Source organism: Mesobacillus subterraneus (assembly GCF_020524355.2).
GTDB lineage: Bacteria > Bacillota > Bacilli > Bacillales > Cytobacillaceae > Mesobacillus > Mesobacillus subterraneus_C.
The window spans coordinates 1023973-1042534 of sequence record NZ_CP129019.1 but is presented as its reverse complement, the minus strand read 5'-3'; the positions used below and the strand labels follow the sequence as shown (position 1 = coordinate 1042534).

Here is an 18562-nt window from a genome sequence, read left to right as displayed (position 1 = left end):
GAATGCGTTTACATTCTTCATTATAAAGGGGATTAAACAATTTTCTCAACATTTAAAAACTTTTAAATTTTTAAAAATTATATGAATATAGTAATTAACAGGACAATTAACCCGATGATTCCTGATAGTTTGAAGCTCACCATCTTCCACCTCATTCCTGCTGTAACCCACACTAAACAGTTCAGGCCCGTTACGATGTAAATCATGACCGGGTGTTTTGGAAATATTATTTCAGCTGCCTGAACAGATGTGATTAATAAAAGCAGGGCACAAGTAAGTAATGGAACCAATTCATAAAAAGATTTTTTCACCATGAAAACAGCTACTGTAAGAGTAGTCATTCCGAAAAAAAGGATAAGGGCCGTTTGCAAAAAGAGCGACAATTCAGTAAAATAAAATAAAAAAACTGAAAACGATAACAATCCAATTAAAATAAGACTTATTATTCCTTTAGAGCGGCTCGGAGTATATCTGGAAGTCGTTTCAGCTTCAGAGCTTCCCCCAGTATACAGGTTCAAGAGGAAATCACAATAGTGCTCTGGCAACAGCCTGTTTTGTTTCCAGTATTTAATCTCATTGGTGATGATTTTCCTGCGATGGTCATCCATATGTAGGCACATCCTGTCTTATTGGTTATCCAAACTTATAGCCAACGGTAAGAAAGTAAAAAAGGAATAGTTTACTTTTATTTTAAAAAGTAAACTATTCCTTGGCAATCCTATTCTAAAAAGTCTTTTAATCGTTTGCTGCGACTAGGGTGTCTGAGCTTACGAAGTGCCTTTGCTTCAATTTGACGAATACGCTCGCGCGTAACGCCAAATACCTTGCCCACTTCTTCCAATGTGCGTGTGCGCCCATCATCAAGTCCGAAACGGAGTCGAAGGACGTTTTCTTCACGGTCAGTAAGAGTATCAAGGACATCCTCAAGCTGTTCCTTTAAAAGCTCATATGCAGCATGTTCAGAAGGAGAGGTAGCATCCTGGTCCTCAATGAAATCACCAAGGTGGGAATCATCTTCTTCTCCCTATCGGAGTTTCCAGGGAAACTGGCTCCTGAGCAATCTTAAGGATTTCACGCACCTTCTCAGGTGACAGGTCCATGTCTTCACCAATCTCTTCAGGCGTTGGTTCGCGGCCTAAGTCCTGAAGTAATTGTCTTTGTACACGGATCAATTTATTAATGGTTTCCACCATATGGACAGGAATCCTGATAGTCCTTGCCTGGTCAGCTATAGCACGAGTGATCGCCTGACGTATCCACCAGGTAGCGTAAGTACTGAATTTAAAACCTTTGCGGTAATCAAACTTTTCAACTGCTTTGATCAAACCCATATTCCCTTCCTGAATAAGGTCAAGGAATAACATACCACGGCCAACATAGCGTTTCGCAATACTTACTACGAGTCGAAGGTTTGCTTCGGCAAGACGTCTTTTGGCTTCTTCATCGCCTTGTTCGATTCTTTCTGCCAGGTTGATCTCTTCTTCTGCAGAAAGCAAGTCGACTCGACCAATTTCCTTTAGGTACATCCTTACCGGGTCGTTGATTTTGACCCCAGGCGGGACACTTAAGTCATTCAAGTCAAATTCTTCATCATCTTTTGCAAGCTGTTTGATGTCAGGGTCTTCAACTTCATCGCTTTCACCTACGAGTTCAATCCCTTGTTCACCAAGGAACTCATAGAATTCGTCCATCTGATCGGAATCAAGGTCAAAGCTTGATAACCTTTCTGCGATATCATCATAGGCTAGGACACCTGTTTTCTTTCCAATTGCCGTTAACTGGTCTTTCACTTGTTCAACTGTCACTTCATTTTCAGTGACCTCTTTAGAACGGGCTGACTTTTCAGCCATATGTCCCCCTCCTTCCAAAAATCAAAAACAATCAGCATAGCTTTATAAGGTCTTGCGCAATTGGATAATTTCCGTTGCGATAGCCGCAGCGCGCAAGAAATCGTTTTGTCGTTCTGCCTGTTTTTGTTCTGCTGTTTTTTCCTTTATTTGTAACATTTTTTGATAATTCAAAACCTGCTTGATATAATCAGATAATTCCTGATCACTGATCTCCTCGTTAAGAGGCATCATCTCTATATCTGCAACGACCCTTTTTAGCTTATTATCCTGGAGATAATTTAAGAACGCGCTTGGGTCAGGATCATGTCCTTTTTCATAGTATGCAAATAAATAAGTAATAACAGCCTGATGTTCATCAATGTTAAATGTACTTCCTGCAAGCATTTCCTGTACCTTATATGCGACATCGGCATCTCTCATCATATGAAAGATCATTCGCCTTTCCGCAGTGTGATATGCAGGCTTCAGTTCTGATTTCCTGGCGTAGCTTACAGGTTTTGATTTTGCTTGCGGTTGATTTTGCCCCCTCTTTTGGCTTGACCCCTGAACCAGCTGATTGAGCTGTTGGGCTAAGGCATCCAGTGATAGCGAAAACTCATTTGCAAGCTGCCTCAAGTAAAGGTCAATTTCTACTGCTTTATCGAGGGTGCTGATTTCTTTAAGTACTTCTTCGATATATTGTAGGCGATCTCCTTCATTCTGAAGGTTTTTCCCTCGCCGATAATATATTAATTTAAAAGCCATCAAGGTGGCGCTGGAGCCAATAATATCGTTCCTGAATTTCTCCTCGCCATGCACCTTTATGAAATCATCAGGATCCATCCCATCTGGCATAGTTGCAACCCTGACAGCGAATCCCGCTTTTGACAACATGTTAGATGCCCTGAAAGCCGCTTCAATCCCGGCTTTGTCCGAGTCGTAGCAAATCGTTACAGCTTGAACATTTCTTTTTAGCAAGGAAATATGTTCTTCCGTTAACGATGTCCCCATCGTGGCTACTCCGTTTTCTACGCCTGCGCGATTAGCGGAAATTACATCGGCAAAGCCTTCGAAAAGTACAGCATGCTGCTGTTTTCGGATCACACCACGGGCAAGGTGAAAGTTATATAAAATTTTACTTTTGTTGAAGATCTGCGTCTCGGGACTATTCAGATATTTGGGTTCTTCGTCCCCCTGTGCACGCCCTGAAAACGCGATCGTATTTCCTTGATGGTCGAGGATCGGAAACATGATCCTGTTCCTGAACCTGTCAAAGTATGTCCCATCGTTTTCACGCTGGATGACCAGTCCTGCTCTCGAGATAATATCCAGGGGAAAAACCCCGTTTTTCAAGCAGTTTAACTGCAAAGTCCCATGAAGGCAGTGAATAGCCAATTTGGAATGTGTCAATGGACTCCTGAGTAAATCCCCTATTCAGAAGATATTCCAAGGCCTCTTGACCTTCTTTTGTGTTTACTAGCAAATGATGATAAAATTTACGCAATAGTTCATGCGCTTCAATCATTTGTTTGGAGCCTTCAGGCAGTTGTGGATTTTTTCCCGAAGCCGGTCCTTCTAGCTTCAGTTCGATGTTCGCACTTTCCGCGAGCTTGACTGCAGCTTCTTGAAACGACAGGCCATCAATATCCATCAGAAATGAAAATACATTCCCGCCGGCCCCCACAACCAAAGCAGTGATAAATCTGCTTATCAGGTGAAACTGAAAATGATGGAGAGTTTTCCCCATGAAATGGACAAAGCCCAAAATAATTCCGGCCTTGTTTTTTCAATTGGACGTAATCACCAATGACATCGACTATTTCAACCGCCTGCCGGATTTCATTTACTTTTTCCTCGGCAATCCTCTCTGCCATAAGCATGACCTCTAATTAGTTGTGATTACTTGAACATATCTTAAAATTCGACAAAAGCATGTTCAATTCCTTTATAAACTTTTCCCTGTCTTTTTCTGTAAAGGGTTTTGGTCCCTTACCATAGGATCCCTGCCTTCTAGCCTTGGCAGAAAGATACCTTAAGTCAAGGGCAGTCTGAATGTCCTTTTCTTCAAATAAACTTCCCCTAGGAGAGATGGCATAAACCCCTTTCGCAATGAGGGTAGATGCAAGACCAATGTCCTGCGTCACCGCAAAATCACCTTTCTTAACGTGATTCATTAAATAAAGGTCTACAGCCTCCTTATGAGAATCGACAAAAACCCAGTTCTGCCCTTGAAGGTCATTCTTCATATGAGCATATGAAGCCACAAAAACAGCTTCGATGGAAAACTTCGAAGCGATTTCGACAATTTCCTTAATAACCGGGCAAGAGTCCGCATCAACAAAAAGGGTCTGACTGTTGATTTTACTAGTATTAATTCTACATCACTCCGCATATTCCTTCTAAAGGATTGTATTTTTTCAAGGGAATTTTGTCGAATTTTTTCGTGGTCAACATCTTGACAACTGATAGTAAATAGTTTATTCGTAATCTGTCCAGTCTAAACCTAAACAGATACATTTTTATCACAATTTTTTATTATAGTATAAGAAAGCCTATTTTTCCATTATTTTTTCTCAGATAATGCATTAACAATCAAAAAAGAATAGCTTCACTAAGAACTGCCAAAAAGAAAAGCACATACAAAATATGTGCTAATCGTCCATTTTCTTATTTCGGACCATATTCAGAATGACATTCGCCGTTTCCTCTACCGCTTTGTTTGTTACATCAATGACTGGACATCCTATTTTTTCAACAATCCCATCAAAATATTCTATCTCTTCCTTGATTCTTTCGATATTCGCATATATCGCCTGATCGTTCAATCCAAGTGAGATTAACCTTTCACGGCGGATTTGGTTCAATTTATCCGGAGTTATCCTTAGGCCAAAGCACTTTTCCTTGGGTACAAGGAATAATTCTTCTGGTGGGTCGACTTCTGGCACAAGTGGCACATTCGCAACTTTGTAGCGCTTGTGGGCGAGATATTGTGATAATGGTGTCTTGGATGTCCTCGAAACGCCCACCAGGACGATATCTGCTTTCAGTATACCTCTAGGATCGCGGCCATCATCATATTTCACTGCGAATTCGATTGCTTCAACTTTTTTGAAGTAGTCTTCGTCCAGTTTACGGACAAGGCCAGGTTCGTATAGTGGTGTTTCACCACTTAGCTGCTGAACCTGCTGCATGAGCGGCCCCGATGATATCACAGGCATAGATTCCCTCTTTGGCCGCAGATTCTTGAAGATAGTTGCTTATATCTGGCTTGACCAATGTGTAGGCGATCATTCCGCCGTCATGCTTAGCAAGTGAAACGACTTCATCAATATGTACTTTATCCTCAACATAAGGAAATCTTTTCAGTGAAACATCCAAATGTTCGAATTGGCTGATGGCAGCCTTCGTAACGAGCTCTGCAGTCTCGCCGACAGAGTCAGAAACCACATAAATAATAGGTGTTTTATTCATCTTCTAACCAACCCCTTCTCTATTTGCTTCTTATTCCTCTGCCAAGGCTACAAACGCCTTTGTAATATTCGTCTTCGTCAATCTTCCTACTAACTCGTACCCATCATCTTCATCTTTGATGATCGGTAGGGCGTCAATCTGCTTTTCAATCAATTCCTTGGCAGCATCAATGAGCAAGTCATCCCGACGGCACACCGTAATATTTGGCATCCTTGTCATGATGATATTAACTGGCAAAGTAGTCAGCTCCTGCTTTCCAATGCTTGCTCTCAATAAATCTTTGCGAGAAAGGACACCTACTAGCCTTGAAGCGTTATCGACCACAAATAAAGTGCCTACATCTTCAAGAAACATCGTAACGATCGCATCGTAGACAGATACATTTTCAGGGACGACGACTGGAATGGACTGATAATCCCTGACGAGGATTTTTTTTCAGGTTTTCCGAAAGCAGCTGATTCCCGGATTTTCCTGTGTAGAAATAACCTACACGAGGTCTGGCATCCAAATATCCCGCCATCGTCAGAATGGCAAGATCAGGCCTGAGGGTAGCCCTTGTCAGATTTAACTTTTCAGCGATATTCTCCCCAGTGATTGGTCCGTTATCTTTAACGATTTGCAGAATATGCTCTTGGCGTTTATTCAGTTCGATTGTCCTCACCACCCATCGGGAGATTTTTAAAATAAGCTGTTCTCGCATTGGTTATTAAGTATTCAGTTATTTATCATTGCTACTATTTGGACCAGATTGCTAACCCTGTACCGATCCATGAAAGCATTAGACTGAACGTATAACAGCCTTTATGTAAAAAGACTAATACATTAATTATATACTACACAAGGTAATGAATAGGAATAAATATTCTATACTTATTAACAATTCTTTCTCGCTATTTCCACTGACTAAAGTTACTTGCTAAAGTGCCTCCCTGTATAGGAAGGCACTCAAATCATGCTTAACATTAAAAAGGTGTCTACTTTACGACAATGTCATTTACTTTTGCAAGCTTCATGATCAAAGCTGCCAGTGCAGCCATCTGATTCAGGCGGTTTTCACGTACATCCTGCTTATCAGACATGACCATTGTATGTTCAAAATAATCATTGATTTCAGGCTTAATGTCAACCAAAAGGTTATAATATGAAGTTGCATCCATTCCGTCCTCGGCTTTCTTTCCGAGTTCAAGATACTTTTTATACAATCTTTGTTCATACTCGTTTTCGAAACGTTCTGGATCGATATCTCCCTGAACATCTTTCTTGCTTGCGATATTAAGTACTCGGCTCAATGCCTCCATACTTTCTTTAAAGCCCTCACCACTGCTGGCAGACTGGAGCGCTTCTGCTTTTTCAATCAGTCTCGACACAATCCCAATCTCTCCTCCGAGGACAGCATCAATTAAATCGTAGCGGATCCCTCGCTCCTGTAACAAGTGCTTGACACGTAATTTAAAGAATTGGACTAGGTCATGGTAAACTTCTTCGTCAGTGCGCTTAGTAATTCCTGCTTCTGAAACAAGATTAAGTGAAAGGTCGACTAGATTTTCAAGTGAGATATTCCATTTCTTTTCGATCAGGGTCTGCACGATTCCGGTCGCCTGTCTCCTCAATGCATATGGATCCTGAGATCCGCTTGGAATGATACCTAGAGAGAAGAACGCAACAATTGTATCCAGTTTATCGGCAATTGCAACTGACGCTCCTGCTTGTGATTCTGGAATTGAATCATCTGCATTGCGAGGCATATAATGCTCATTGATAGCCACTGCCACTTCTGGGCTTTCGCCTTTTTGCAAGGCGTACTTTTCTCCCATTATCCCTTGTAATTCTGGGAACTCGTATACCATCTGTGAAACTAAATCGAATTTGCTGATTTGTGCCGCCCGATCCGCAAAATTGATAACATCTTGCGAGAATTCCAATCTTTCGCCAACCAAGCCCACAAGCTTGCGCACTCGTTCTGATTTTTCAGCAATTGTTCCAATCTCTTCGTGGTATACAACATTCTTCAATTTTTCCAAGGCTGCATCAATTTGCATTCTCTGGTCTTCCTTATAGAAAAATGCTGCATCTGCCAGTCGAGCTCTCAGTACTTTCTCATTCCCCCGTGCAACCTTTTCAATATGGACATGATCACCGTTCCTAACTGTAACGAAATGAGGCAGCAATTCTCCCCTCGTGGATTTCACCGGAAAATACCTTTGATGTTCCTTCATGGAAGTGATCAGTACTTCGCTTGGAATATCCAGAAATTCTTCCTCGAACCGGCCATATAAAGCTGTTGGATATTCAACAAGGTTATTGACTTCTTCCAATAGGTCCTCATCAACCGGAATAACCCAACCGTTCTCTTCCTCAATTCTTTCAAGCTGAGAAGTTATTGCGTCCTTACGCTTTTGCGCATCAGCAACCACATATTGTCCTAACAATGCTTCTTCATATTCCTGCGGATTGGATAATTGGATTTCACCCTCACTAAGGAATCGATAGCCTCTTGTCACGCTGCCTGTTTGGACACCAGCAATTTCAAATGGAATGATATCGTTTCCGAACATCGCAACAAGCCATTTAATTGGACGGACATAACGAAGCTCGAGGTCGGCCCAGCGCATGTTTTTCGGGAATGTCAACCCAGAAATGATTGCTTTCAGCTCAACAAGCAATTCAAAAGTTTCTTTTCCTTTGATGAATTTCTTTACGTGAGCATATTCAACACCGTTGATCTCCTTAAAATAAATATCCTCTACCGTTAAGCCTTGTCCGCGTGTAAATCCAATGGCTGCTTTTGACCACTCTCCGTCTTCAGCAAGGGCAATTTTTTTAGCAGGGACTTTTGCTTCTTCCTCGCTGTCCTCCTGGCGATCATCAACATCCAGGACCAGTAGTGCAAGCCTGCGCGGGGTAGAATAAAGCTGGATGGCTTCAAAACCAATATTATTCGTTTTCAGCCAATTCTCCACCTTGGAAGCCAGCTGGTTCATGGAGTCAGTAATAAATCTGGCAGGCATTTCTTCCAAACCGATTTCAAGCAATAAATTACGTTTAGTCATTTTCCACCTGCTCCTTCCGTTTAATGATTGGGAAGCCTAACTTTTCTCTTTCTTCATAGAACGTTTTCGCAACTTTCTTTGCAAGGTTTCTGATACGGGCAATATAACCGGTCCGTTCTGTAACTGAAATGGCTCCGCGAGCATCTAGAATGTTAAAAGTGTGAGAGCATTTAAGGACATAATCATAAGCAGGGTGTACAAGGCTTTCATCCATTTGTCGATTTGCTTCTTTTTCGTAAATATTGAAAAGGTTGAAAAGCATATCTTTGTCAGATGTTTCGAAAGTATATTTTGAATGCTCATATTCTGGCTGCCCAAAAATATCCCTTACTGTAAAATCGTTTGTCCATACAAGATCGAAGACATTTTCTTTGTCCTGGATATAGGACGCCAAACGTTCGATTCCGTAAGTGATTTCAACGGAAACTGGTTTGCAGTCAAGTCCGCCTACTTGTTGAAAGTAGGTGAATTGCGTGATTTCCATGCCATCCAGCCAGACCTCCCACCCTAGGACTGCACAGCCCAGAGAAGGATTCTCCCAGTTGTCCTCTACGAAGCGAATGTCATGTTCTAGTGGATCAATTCCCAGAGCTTTCAATGAGTCTAAATACAGTTCCTGAATATTGTCTGGAGAAGGCTTCATGATTACCTGGAATTGATGATGCTGATATAGCCTGTTTGGATTTTCCCCATAGCGTCCATCAGCTGGACGGCGTGATGGCTCAACATAGGCGACACTCCACGGTTCCGGTCCAATCGCCCGTAAAAACGTGTATGGACTCATTGTTCCTGCACCTTTTTCGGTGTCATAAGCCTGCATGAGGACGCATCCTTGTTCAGACCAGTGTTTTTGCAATGTTAAAATCATATTTTGGATATTCATCTTTACACCTCCGAAAATTTTAAATCAATTTTAAATCGATTGTTTCTAATACCTTTTATTACTATTGGCTTTCTTGCTCACTGGCAAATTCTATTGAAAATCACCAAGCAAAAAATCCTGAATTAAAACTCAAAAAACTCCCGCCCCCTATGCATCTTTTCATGCATAGGGACGAGAGTTTACCCGCGGTTCCACCCTACTTGCTGCAAAAAAGCAGCCTCTTTAAAAGTGATGTCGCTCCGGAACGCCTTCCTTAAATACTGCAATCCGGCTCACACCATACCCGGACTCGCTTTTACAGAGGGATTAAGTACTCTTTTCCTTCACAGCAACATATGTAATTTTTATCAACCGATACAGCGAAACGATTTCTTTAATCATATAGGTTGATTGCTACTAGCTTTTGAATTGAATAATAGCGAAAAGAAGACGCGATGTCAATAGCTACAGTTTGTCCCTGAATGAATCCATTTGGTCAAGGAATTTCCTTGTTTTCAGATAAAGTCCTGAGTACTCATCATAATAAGCGGAAATCACTTTTTTTAGCTCTGCTTTTGTTTCTGGCTTCACCGATATATTACCAAGACGGCTTAGGTCGAGCAAATAAAATAGGCGCAGCAGCCTCACCGTGCCTGACGAAGTTTTGATCCTGTATGGATCCATCCTGAAGCATCGATGGCAGAGCAGTCCTCCCTCTCTGATCGAAAAGTTGAAATCCCCCTCTGTATTGCCACAGTTTGCACACTTGTCCAAAACAGGGTAAAGTCCCTGGACATTCAGCATTTTCATTTCATAAATAAAAGTGAGAATCTCCATATCGTAACCTTCATTCATATAGTTTAGGGTCTGGAGAAGCAATTCGAACAAGAAAGGGTTGGACTTCTTGTCCTCTGTCACTTTATCTGTCAAATCGACAATGTAGCTGGCATGGGCTGTAAGGAAGATATCCTCCCTGATCGACCGCATCGAAGATATCATATCTCCCTGTTGAAGTCCGCCGAGTCCAGAACTTGCCTGGAAAAGGAAATATCCATAAGTAAAAAGCTGGGTGACAGCAGCAAGCCTGCTATTAGGCTTTTTAGCACCTCTTGCCATCACACCAACTTTTCCGAATTCCCTGGTATATAAGGTAACAATTTTGTTGTTTTCACCATAATTCGTCGTTCTAATGACAATGCCTTCACATTTCTGCAGCATCAGCTGTCACCATCCATTACTACAGACAAACCTATGAGATTGGAAAATCAATTTCTGCTAGTTCTTCCTCCTGATAACCGGGTATTTCTTGATCGTCTTTCTCTAATTCCTTAAAGAGAAGATATGTGTCAATGTTACCTGTGTGAGAGAACACCTTCCAGGTAAAATCCAACATCGAAAACCCCACCTTTCAATTTTTCACTAGCAATTTATTTATCCCAAATCCTTATGAATATCATAGCCTGTCAATCAGATTTTCATGTTACATAAAAATTGTTAATCCTATTTATGAATAATGTTTGCAACCCATTAATATGTTAATGAGGGAGCATTTTGCAAACAGGATTAATACTCATCTTCCCTGAAACCATAATCACGAAGCTGTGTGGCTTTGTTTCTCCAATCCTTCTGAACCTTTACCCATAATTCCAGAAATACTTTAGTACCGAGCAGATTCTCGATATCATGACGCGCCCTTTTGCCAATTTCCTTCAGCATACCGCCCTGCTTGCCAATGATGATGCCCTTTTGGGAATCCCTCTCGACAATGATCGTAGCCATGACATGCACCATTTCTTTTTCAGGCTGACGTTCCATCTTTTCAATTACAACTGCAAGCGAATGAGGAATTTCTTCTCTCGTCAAGTGCAGCGCTTTTTCCCTGATCAGTTCAGAAACAATGAAACGCTCTGGATGGTCTGTTACCTGGTCAGCGGGATAAAATTGCGGGCCCTTCTGGCATTTTCTCCTTGATTTGCTCCAGAAGCTTCTCAATATTGTTTCCTTCAAGAGCAGATATCGGCACAATTTCAGCGAAATTGAACTTTTCATTGTAGGAATCGATTAATTTAAACAACTCATCAGGATGGATTAAATCAATTTTATTGATGACAAGGAAAACTGGCGTTTTAACATTTTGAAGTTTCTCAATAATAAATTCTTCCCCGCGGCCATATCCTTCCTGGGCATTGACCATAAACAATACGAGATCGACTTCTTTTAAAGTATTTTGTGCAACCTTCATCATGAAATCGCCAAGCCTGTGCTTTGGTTTATGGATTCCAGGAGTGTCGATGAAGATCAGCTGTGAATCATCAAGTGTAAGGACACCCTGAACCTTATTACGGGTCGTTTGCGGCTTATCACTCATAATCGCAATCTTTTGCCCAATTACCCTGTTAAGAAAGGTCGACTTTCCTACATTAGGTCTGCCAATGATTGAAATGAAGCCTGATTTGTGAGATTCATTGTTATTGCCTTGATTATTAAAGTTCATACTGTATTTCCCTTCTCCACTTTATTTTAACTTATTTTCAGTGTGATTTCATCGTTTGTAGCAAAAATGAAATATAAAATTTTAAATTTTCTAAAAACATACAAGCACTGTTTATACACTGTGATGATATTTTACTGGAGTTTTCCCCTGTTTTCAAATTGGTACAAACATGAGGTGGGATATTGCAGTGCTTTTGATGGTAAAACAATCTTCAACCCCGCTCGTCATGGATAAAAAACTAATGAACCAATTACAAAAAAAGTTGCCCTCTATATGGACAACTAATTAAACCATGCAACTATTCTTGGCAGGAAAATGATTAGTCCAATCATGACACTGGCAATCGCAAATACCAGGACGGCACCTGCAGCGATATCTTTTGCCTCCTTTGCAAGCGGGTGGTATTCTTTCGTGTACATATCAACGGTTCTTTCAATTGCCGTATTCATCATTTCCAGCGAAAGCATTCCGCCAATGGATAGGATAATGGCCATCCATTCGTATTTGTTAATCGAAAAAATAAACCCGGCTAAAATGACGATAACAGAAATAGCCAGATGGATTTGCACATTTCGTTCCTTTGCTGCAGCTGCAATGATTCCCTCGAAACCAAATTTGAAAGAGGAAGCCAATGGATGCTTCCTCTGTTTATCAGCGGCCAAGACCAAACCCATCCAGAATTTCTTTTTGCCTGTCAAACATTTGCTTTTCATCCTGTTCGTTCATATGGTCATAGCCTAATAAATGCAAAAGACCATGTACCGCAAGGAAACCAAGTTCCCTCATGAAGGAATGGTTATATTCTTCAGCCTGTTCCCTTGCCCTTGGAATGGAAATGATAATATCGCCTAACACCCTCGGTATATCAGCACCAATTATTTCAAGCTCCCCTTCACCCATTTCCTCCAGTGCGAAAGAAATGACGTCTGTCGGGCGATCCTTGTCCCGATATTCACGGTTTATCTCTTGGATCCTTTCATTCGATACAAAGGTAACGGATAGTTCGCTCCCGTCCTGGACATTCTCTTTATCTGCTGTATAGTTCAACAAATTTTCTATTTTAATTATTTCTTCCTGTGTTAGTTCATTTATTTCATCCAAAAAATCGATTTCTAAACTCATGCCTGCTTCACCTTCTGCTTATTCATTTCTGGATATTCTATTCTTGAGTGAAATATTCCCTTTAAGGTTTCACAAAGTGTATCAGCGACGGTGTCCAGCTCTTTCAGCGTAATATCGCACTCACTTAGCTGGCCATCCTGAAGCCGATCCCCAATTATATTGTGTACCAAATTTTCAATTTGTTCATGAGTCGGGTGCGCCATCGAACGCACAGCAGCTTCCACACTATCCGCAATCCCAATGACCGCAGACTCTTTCGTTTGCGGCTTTGGTCCAGGATAGCGGAAATCCTCCTCCTTAACCTCATGCCCGCTTTGCACTTCTTTATGGTAAAAGAATTTTAGCAGCGTAGTTCCATGGTGCTGTTCTGCTATATCAATGATTTCTTTTGGCATCCGATGCTTTCGAAGCATCTCCGCTCCGTCAGTCGCATGGGCGATGATGATATTTTTACTTGTCAACGCCGGCAATTTATCATGAGGATTATCCATGTTAATCTGATTTTCAATAAAGAATTGCGGACGCTTCGTCTTCCCAATGTCATGATAATAACATCCGACCCTGGCAAGAAGGTCGTTAGCCCCGATTGCCTCACATGCCGCTTCAGATAAATTAGCCACCATGACACTATGGTGATAAGTGCCAGGAGCTTCCGTAAGTATCTTTCTTAAAAGCGGGTGGTTTGGATTGGAAAGCTCAATCAGCCTTAAAGTTGAAAGAATGCCAAACCCTGCTTCAAAAAACGGCAGCAAACCAATCGTCAATACTGCTGAAACGGTCCCTGAAACGAACGCTGCGATAAAATAAAACCCGTATTCAAGACCCGAATATTGACTGTTTCTTAAAAACAGAATCGAAAGGATAACAATCAGGTTAACGACCGACACACTCAGACCCGCTTGTAAAATCTTTGATCGTCTGCTCTGTTTCTGTAAGAACAAAATTGCCGCCAGACCGCTGATTAAAATGTAAATACCTATGGTGACATTCAATGTGCCTGTAATGCCTTCATTAAAGATGATCGTCCCGCAGATTGCAAGGATTGCCATCTGAAACAGAGCCAGTCGTTCATTGATTAAAATCTTGATCAACATCGCCCCCATTGCTGCAGGGAAAATATAGCCAATTTCCGAGTATTCAAATTCGTCAAAAAGACTGACCATCTTCATCAACAATATAGAAGTAATAAAAATAATACTGAATATCAAAAGGTTCTTCTGTTTTTTATCAGGGTTTTCCATCTCGTTGAAAACGACAAACAGCGCAAATAGTACTAACGCTACGAGCATAGCCAGCCCGATAAAAGGTTTAAAAGAATTTTCACTTTCCAACAAACCGACCAGCTTGAGTTTTTTATAGACGTCCCGGCTGATCAACTGACCCTCATCCACCAGAATTTGTCCCTCAAGGATCCTAACAGGTTCCACATTTTCCATAGCCTGCTGGCGCAACTCCTCAGTAGCTTCAGGGTCGTAGAACTCATTTTGGACGACCGCATACCGGCCGAGTTCGATAACAGCTTTCTTTAAACTGCTGCTTAAACTGGTATACTTTAATTCTTCCTCTACGTTAAGTTTTGCATTCTCTACTTCATCTGCAGGAACACTGCGTTTCATCGTATTGTTGATAGCTGTAACAGTCAGGTCTTTGGCAACCAGCAGTTCTTCCTTCGAAGATTGAAGCAAAGCAATGAACACTTCATCAGAAAGAGCTTTTGTTTCATTCTCAGTCAATTTCATTTTCAGCTTAGCCAGTTTTTCCTCAATTGTTGGCTCTTCAGGTGCAGGTGCATCTTCCCCATCTGCGTCTTCGGCTGCTTTTTTCTTTTGGTCAAGCTCTTCCTTCACCTCGTCATTCACTTCTGAAACCGAACCAAAAATCGAAGTGACCAAATCAACCCTGTTCTGTGCATATTCACTCTTGACTCTGTAAACATCCTTTACTAATTCGACCGCTTTCCTGTAGTTTGCATCTGTACTTTCTTTATCCTCAATCGTAATAGGTGACCGGATGGTTTGCTCAGCCACAGAGAACTGCTCCAACTTAAGCTTTTCAGGCTTAACATTGCTGTACATCGCCGAATACATCACGACACCAATCAGCAAAAATAACAAAATGCGAAAGATTTTTATATTCAGCAAGTTCAAAATGGAAGTTAATCGGACCTGCAGCTTATTCATTAACAACCCTCCTATTTGAAAAGCGTAAGCGCCTCGTTCAGGCCCGACAAGCGCTGGAGGACCTGTCAGTGAAGTCGTTCTTTGACTTCATTGGCAGGACCGAAGCGACTCGAGGGGCTAGGCGCTGAAGCTAGACACGAATCTAAGTTTAAAAGTTTATACTTTTAGAAAACGAAAAGCGTAAGCGCCTCGTTCAGGCCCGACAAGCGCTGGAGGACCTGCCAATGAAGTCGTTCTTTGACTTCATTGGCAGGACCGAAGCGACTCGAGGGGCTAGGCGCTGAAGCTAGACACGAATCTAAGTTTAAAAGTTTATACTTTTAGAAAACGAAAAGCGTAAGCGCCTCGTTCAGGCCCGACAAGCGCTGGAGGACCTGTCAGTGAAGTCGTTCTTTGACTTCATTGGCAGGACCGAAGCGACTCGAGGGGCTAGACGCTGAAGCTAGACACGAATCTAAGTTTAAAAGTTTATACTTTTAGAAAACGAAAAGCGTAAGCGCCTCGTTCAGGCCCGACAAGCGCTGGAGGACCTGCCAATGAAGTCGTTCTTTGACTTCATTGGCAGGACCGAATTTGAAAAGCGGAGGCGACTGCCCAACTCCGACAAGCGCTGGAGGGCTTGACAGTGAAGTCGCTCTTTGACTTCATTGGCAGGACCGAAGCGTCTCGAGGAGTTAGGAGCCGCAGCTAGACAAACGTCTCGAGCTGCTCAAAGCTGACGCTTATCCCAAGATACTCGAGGAAGCACTTTCGATGATGAAAATTGGCTAGGCGCTGGGGCTAGACTCTACTTAAAGTGTATCTAGATTTTATGTAAATATTAAATACAATGGAGTCAGTTTGAGAATAACTGGGAAATACACCTGACTTTATGTACCATCATATCAGTTTTTCTCTAAACTTTCATCTCTATTTAAAATTAGACCTAACTGCGGGAAAGCGGAGGGAGGGGGAAAAGATGATTATCTCCCTTTTTTCCTTCATACACCTTCGGAAGCAAAAATCCGCTCTTGGTTGCCAAGAGCGGACTAAGGTGTTTATTCATTTTTGCCATATGCTTCAATGATGCGACCAACAAGTGGGTGTCGCACTACATCAGCTTGTTCGAGGTGCACAAAGGAGATTCCAGATACACCGTTTAAGATTCTATCAGCCTCAACCAGCCCAGATTTTGCACCCTTTGGCAAATCAATCTGGGAAGTATCTCCAGTAATGATCATTTTAGATCCAAATCCCAGGCGAGTCAGAAACATCTTCATCTGTGCCTGAGTCGTATTCTGCGCCTCGTCCAGGATCACAAATGCATCATCGAGAGTCCTCCCGCGCATATAGGCAAGAGGTGCAATTTCAATCGTCCCTCTTTCTATCAGACGCAATGTATGTTCTGTACCAAGGATATCGTGCAGGGCATCGTATAACGGGCGGAGATAAGGGTCTACCTTCTCCTTCAAGTCTCCTGGAAGGAAGCCAAGGCTTTCTCCAGCCTCTACGGCTGGCCTTGTTAAGATAATTTTGGATACAGTGCCATTCTTAAGTGCCATGACTGCCATAACGACCGCAAGATACGTTTTACCAGTACCAGCAGGCCCAATTCCAAAAACAAGATCGCGGCTTTTAATAGCGTTAACATAGTGTCTTTGTCCGAGCGTCTTGACCCTGATCGATTTACCCTTTACGTTTTTGCTGATTTCTTCATCGTATAAATCCTTGAAATATTCCAAGGTTCCCTTTTCAGCCATTTGGATCGCGTAAATAGCTTCTCTCTGGCTAATGCTGATTCCTTTCCTGATAACAGCAAGCAGATTGTCCAAAACAGCCTGAGCTAACTCAACCTTGTCCTCCGGTCCTGAGATTCCTACTGCCTCTCCCCGGGTCACGATCGAGACACCAAGCTCCTGTTCAATCAGCTTAAGGTTCATATCTGCATTGCCGAATAATGAAATGGCTTCAGTGGGGTTCGCTAGTTGTATTTCCATCGTTTTTAAGTCTTCTGTCATTCTCAGTCTCCTTGATAATTGGTTGTCCTTCTGCTATATCTTCAATGATTGTAAAATGTGTGGTTAGATTTACTTTATCATTCTCAATTGACTGATGTAAAATTTTTTCCCCTTTAATGATAGCATTTTCAGGAAGATAGTTTTTTATATTCTTCCTCGCTAATTCTTTTGCACTTTCAACCGCTTCCTTCTTTGTATAGATGCGTGTTACCTGTTCCCGCTCCCTGATCGTCTTTTTTTCAACCTTTATGGGAAGTTCCCATTTCAAAAGCTTTATCGGCTGTTCAGATACTTCTATTTCATATTCGCTGAATTCTGGTTTTCCAAATCCCCAGACAGGCAGGGCTTTACCGCCGATCACGAGGGAAAATTTCTTTTTCTCATTCCCATTATATACTTGGAACGTACTCTTCAAAGGCAACTCCACCTTCGTGGAATACCATGTCTCGCCAAGGATTTCACCTTCAGCCGCCACAACTTTCAGGTCATCTTCTTTTCCATATAGACCAGAAACGAGAAGCTGGCCTGGCATTACATAATCATTCACCTCAACAACCGGCTCCCCTTTTTCCACAAAAATTTTGACGATGGCTGCTTTCCTTTTTGCTACCAGGTTCCTAGGCCCAATTACTTCTGCTTTTTCCGGCTCACTCTTTTCCACAGCCTGAAAATGATAGGTCGTCCCTTTCAGTTCCACACCTATCCATGTCAGGGCTCCTACTTTATCTGTCAGTTCCCTCTGTATACTCTCCACACTATCTATAGAAAATTGCATTTTCCCGAAGCCGATCCCCATCCTGTCCAATTCTTTGCGAATCTGGTGTTCCGTTGCCGGGCTCGCCCCTTTTATCTCTATGCCCCAAACCATGTTAGAAAGAAGAATCATCAAACCTAAAAATAAAAATGCTCCCGCTAAAAATCCACTGTTTGTCCATAATTTCCTCAATAAGAAAGGGCCGCCCACCCTCTCTAAAAACCTGATTTTGCAATGGCTGTTCCTTGCTGGAATTCTCAGCTTTTTTACATCCTGAAGATTAACATAAAAGGTGACAGCCTCGGATCCATGTTTTTTAACATTCCATATTGAAACACCACTCCGTGTCAACTGATTTAAAAATCTTTCTATACCCTTTCCGGTCAATTTCACTTTGACTGTGCCAGAAAAGGTGTGAATCCATTGGTTTTTCATTCGTCTCCCCCTCAATCACTCATTTATATAAATCACCTGATCTATTTTTCCTTCAAGCAAGATTTCTTCAGGCAGTATTGTTTTAATCACAAATGCTTTTCCCTTAACGAGAAGCTGGCCGCCTTTAATCATCAATCGCACTTCTCCATCAGAAAAAGTTAGCAGCCCCCTGTGATTCTCTATATAAATATGGACATGCCCAATCATCGTGATTCTAGGGAGATCCATCATGACATCTTGAGGAAGATCCATTTTTTGTGTCATCCATTTGCGTACATACTGGCTCCATTTTTTTGCCATAAAAAAAAGAACCCCCTTTCATCTCATATGTATGAGAAAAAAGGAGGTTCTAGCACCATTTTTAACTT

The 18562-nt window shown here is 41.8% G+C and carries 12 protein-coding genes, 5 pseudogenes and 1 other annotated feature; all 17 genes and pseudogenes read right to left on the bottom strand.

Annotated features, from left to right (window positions below; genetic code table 11):
- Positions 1-77: 77 nt before the first annotated feature.
- The 17 genes and pseudogenes from LC048_RS05130 to yqfC all read right to left on the bottom strand — a co-directional run bounded on the left by LC048_RS05130 (position 78) and on the right by yqfC (position 18494).
- Complete coding sequence (locus tag LC048_RS05130; RefSeq protein WP_226607086.1) at positions 78-608, bottom strand: hypothetical protein; 531 nt, start codon at positions 606-608, stop codon at positions 78-80.
- A gap of 110 nt (positions 609-718) precedes the next feature.
- Positions 719-1850 (bottom strand): annotated as a pseudogene (gene rpoD, locus LC048_RS05125) (RNA polymerase sigma factor RpoD).
- A 42-nt stretch (positions 1851-1892) separates the two neighbouring features.
- Positions 1893-3703, bottom strand: a pseudogene (dnaG, locus tag LC048_RS05120) (DNA primase).
- A gap of 15 nt (positions 3704-3718) precedes the next feature.
- Positions 3719-4189: a YaiI/YqxD family protein gene (locus LC048_RS05115; RefSeq protein WP_226607098.1), complete on the bottom strand. Its 471-nt coding sequence runs from the start codon at positions 4187-4189 to the stop codon at positions 3719-3721.
- 291 nt (positions 4190-4480) lie between these two features.
- Positions 4481-5300, bottom strand: a pseudogene (locus tag LC048_RS05110) (pyruvate, water dikinase regulatory protein).
- Positions 5301-5330: 30 nt separating this feature from the next.
- Positions 5331-5961: pseudogene (locus LC048_RS05105) on the bottom strand (helix-turn-helix transcriptional regulator).
- A gap of 313 nt (positions 5962-6274) precedes the next feature.
- A complete protein-coding gene (gene glyS, locus LC048_RS05100; protein ID WP_306049623.1) occupies positions 6275-8350 on the bottom strand; it encodes a glycine--tRNA ligase subunit beta in 2076 nt (691 codons plus the stop codon).
- Positions 8343-9233, bottom strand: a complete 891-nt coding sequence (gene glyQ / locus LC048_RS05095) for a glycine--tRNA ligase subunit alpha (protein WP_306049620.1) — start codon at positions 9231-9233, stop codon at positions 8343-8345. Before glyQ ends, glyS begins: the two co-directional genes overlap by 8 nt.
- Positions 9234-9397: 164 nt before the next feature.
- Positions 9398-9569 (bottom strand) — a binding site (T-box leader).
- Positions 9570-9677: 108 nt separating this feature from the next.
- Positions 9678-10430 (bottom strand): DNA repair protein RecO, encoded by a 753-nt coding sequence (gene recO / locus LC048_RS05090; RefSeq protein WP_226607073.1) that lies wholly within the window; start codon positions 10428-10430, stop codon positions 9678-9680.
- A gap of 31 nt (positions 10431-10461) precedes the next feature.
- Positions 10462-10605, bottom strand: a complete 144-nt coding sequence (locus LC048_RS05085; RefSeq protein ID WP_226607071.1) for a YqzL family protein — start codon at positions 10603-10605, stop codon at positions 10462-10464.
- Positions 10606-10775: 170 nt separating this feature from the next.
- Positions 10776-11706: pseudogene (era, locus tag LC048_RS05080) on the bottom strand (GTPase Era).
- 281 nt (positions 11707-11987) lie between these two features.
- Positions 11988-12380 (bottom strand): diacylglycerol kinase family protein, encoded by a 393-nt coding sequence (locus LC048_RS05075; RefSeq protein ID WP_371931998.1) that lies wholly within the window; start codon positions 12378-12380, stop codon positions 11988-11990.
- Positions 12358-12828 carry an rRNA maturation RNase YbeY gene (ybeY, locus tag LC048_RS05070; protein ID WP_226607066.1) on the bottom strand — a complete coding sequence of 157 codons (471 nt, stop codon included), beginning with the start codon at positions 12826-12828 and terminating at the stop codon, positions 12358-12360. Before ybeY ends, LC048_RS05075 begins: the two co-directional genes overlap by 23 nt.
- A complete protein-coding gene (locus LC048_RS05065) occupies positions 12825-15008 on the bottom strand; it encodes an HD family phosphohydrolase (protein ID WP_306049617.1) in 2184 nt (727 codons plus the stop codon). The genes ybeY and LC048_RS05065 overlap by 4 nt, the downstream gene beginning before the upstream one ends.
- A 1037-nt stretch (positions 15009-16045) precedes the next feature.
- Positions 16046-17005, bottom strand: coding sequence for a PhoH family protein (locus tag LC048_RS05060; protein WP_226607062.1), 960 nt, complete (start codon positions 17003-17005; stop codon positions 16046-16048).
- Complete coding sequence (yqfD, locus tag LC048_RS05055) at positions 16956-18194, bottom strand: sporulation protein YqfD (protein WP_226607060.1); 1239 nt, start codon at positions 18192-18194, stop codon at positions 16956-16958. The genes LC048_RS05060 and yqfD overlap by 50 nt, the downstream gene beginning before the upstream one ends.
- A gap of 15 nt (positions 18195-18209) precedes the next feature.
- The gene (gene yqfC / locus LC048_RS05050) at positions 18210-18494 is read right to left on the bottom strand and encodes a sporulation protein YqfC (protein ID WP_226607057.1); all 285 of its coding nucleotides are present in this window, start codon (positions 18492-18494) and stop codon (positions 18210-18212) included.
- Positions 18495-18562: the final 68 nt, after the last annotated feature.

Excerpts from the sequence above, each read along its gene's own strand:
- ybeY (WP_226607066.1), bottom strand. The coding sequence starts at position 12,828 with ATGAGTTTAGAAATCGATTTTTTGGATGAAATAAATGAACTAACACAG.
- glyQ (WP_306049620.1), bottom strand. The coding sequence starts at position 9,233 with ATGAATATCCAAAATATGATTTTAACATTGCAAAAACACTGGTCTGAA.
- yqfD (WP_226607060.1), bottom strand. The coding sequence starts at position 18,194 with ATGAAAAACCAATGGATTCACACCTTTTCTGGCACAGTCAAAGTGAAA.
- LC048_RS05130 (WP_226607086.1), bottom strand. The coding sequence starts at position 608 with ATGGATGACCATCGCAGGAAAATCATCACCAATGAGATTAAATACTGG.
- recO (WP_226607073.1), bottom strand. The coding sequence starts at position 10,430 with ATGCTGCAGAAATGTGAAGGCATTGTCATTAGAACGACGAATTATGGT.
- LC048_RS05075 (WP_371931998.1), bottom strand. The coding sequence starts at position 12,380 with ATGGGTTTGGTCTTGGCCGCTGATAAACAGAGGAAGCATCCATTGGCT.
- LC048_RS05060 (WP_226607062.1), bottom strand. The coding sequence starts at position 17,005 with ATGACAGAAGACTTAAAAACGATGGAAATACAACTAGCGAACCCCACT.
- yqfC (WP_226607057.1), bottom strand. The coding sequence starts at position 18,494 with ATGGCAAAAAAATGGAGCCAGTATGTACGCAAATGGATGACACAAAAA.
- glyS (WP_306049623.1), bottom strand. The coding sequence starts at position 8,350 with ATGACTAAACGTAATTTATTGCTTGAAATCGGTTTGGAAGAAATGCCT.
- LC048_RS05085 (WP_226607071.1), bottom strand. The coding sequence starts at position 10,605 with ATGTTGGATTTTACCTGGAAGGTGTTCTCTCACACAGGTAACATTGAC.
- LC048_RS05065 (WP_306049617.1), bottom strand. The coding sequence starts at position 15,008 with ATGAATAAGCTGCAGGTCCGATTAACTTCCATTTTGAACTTGCTGAAT.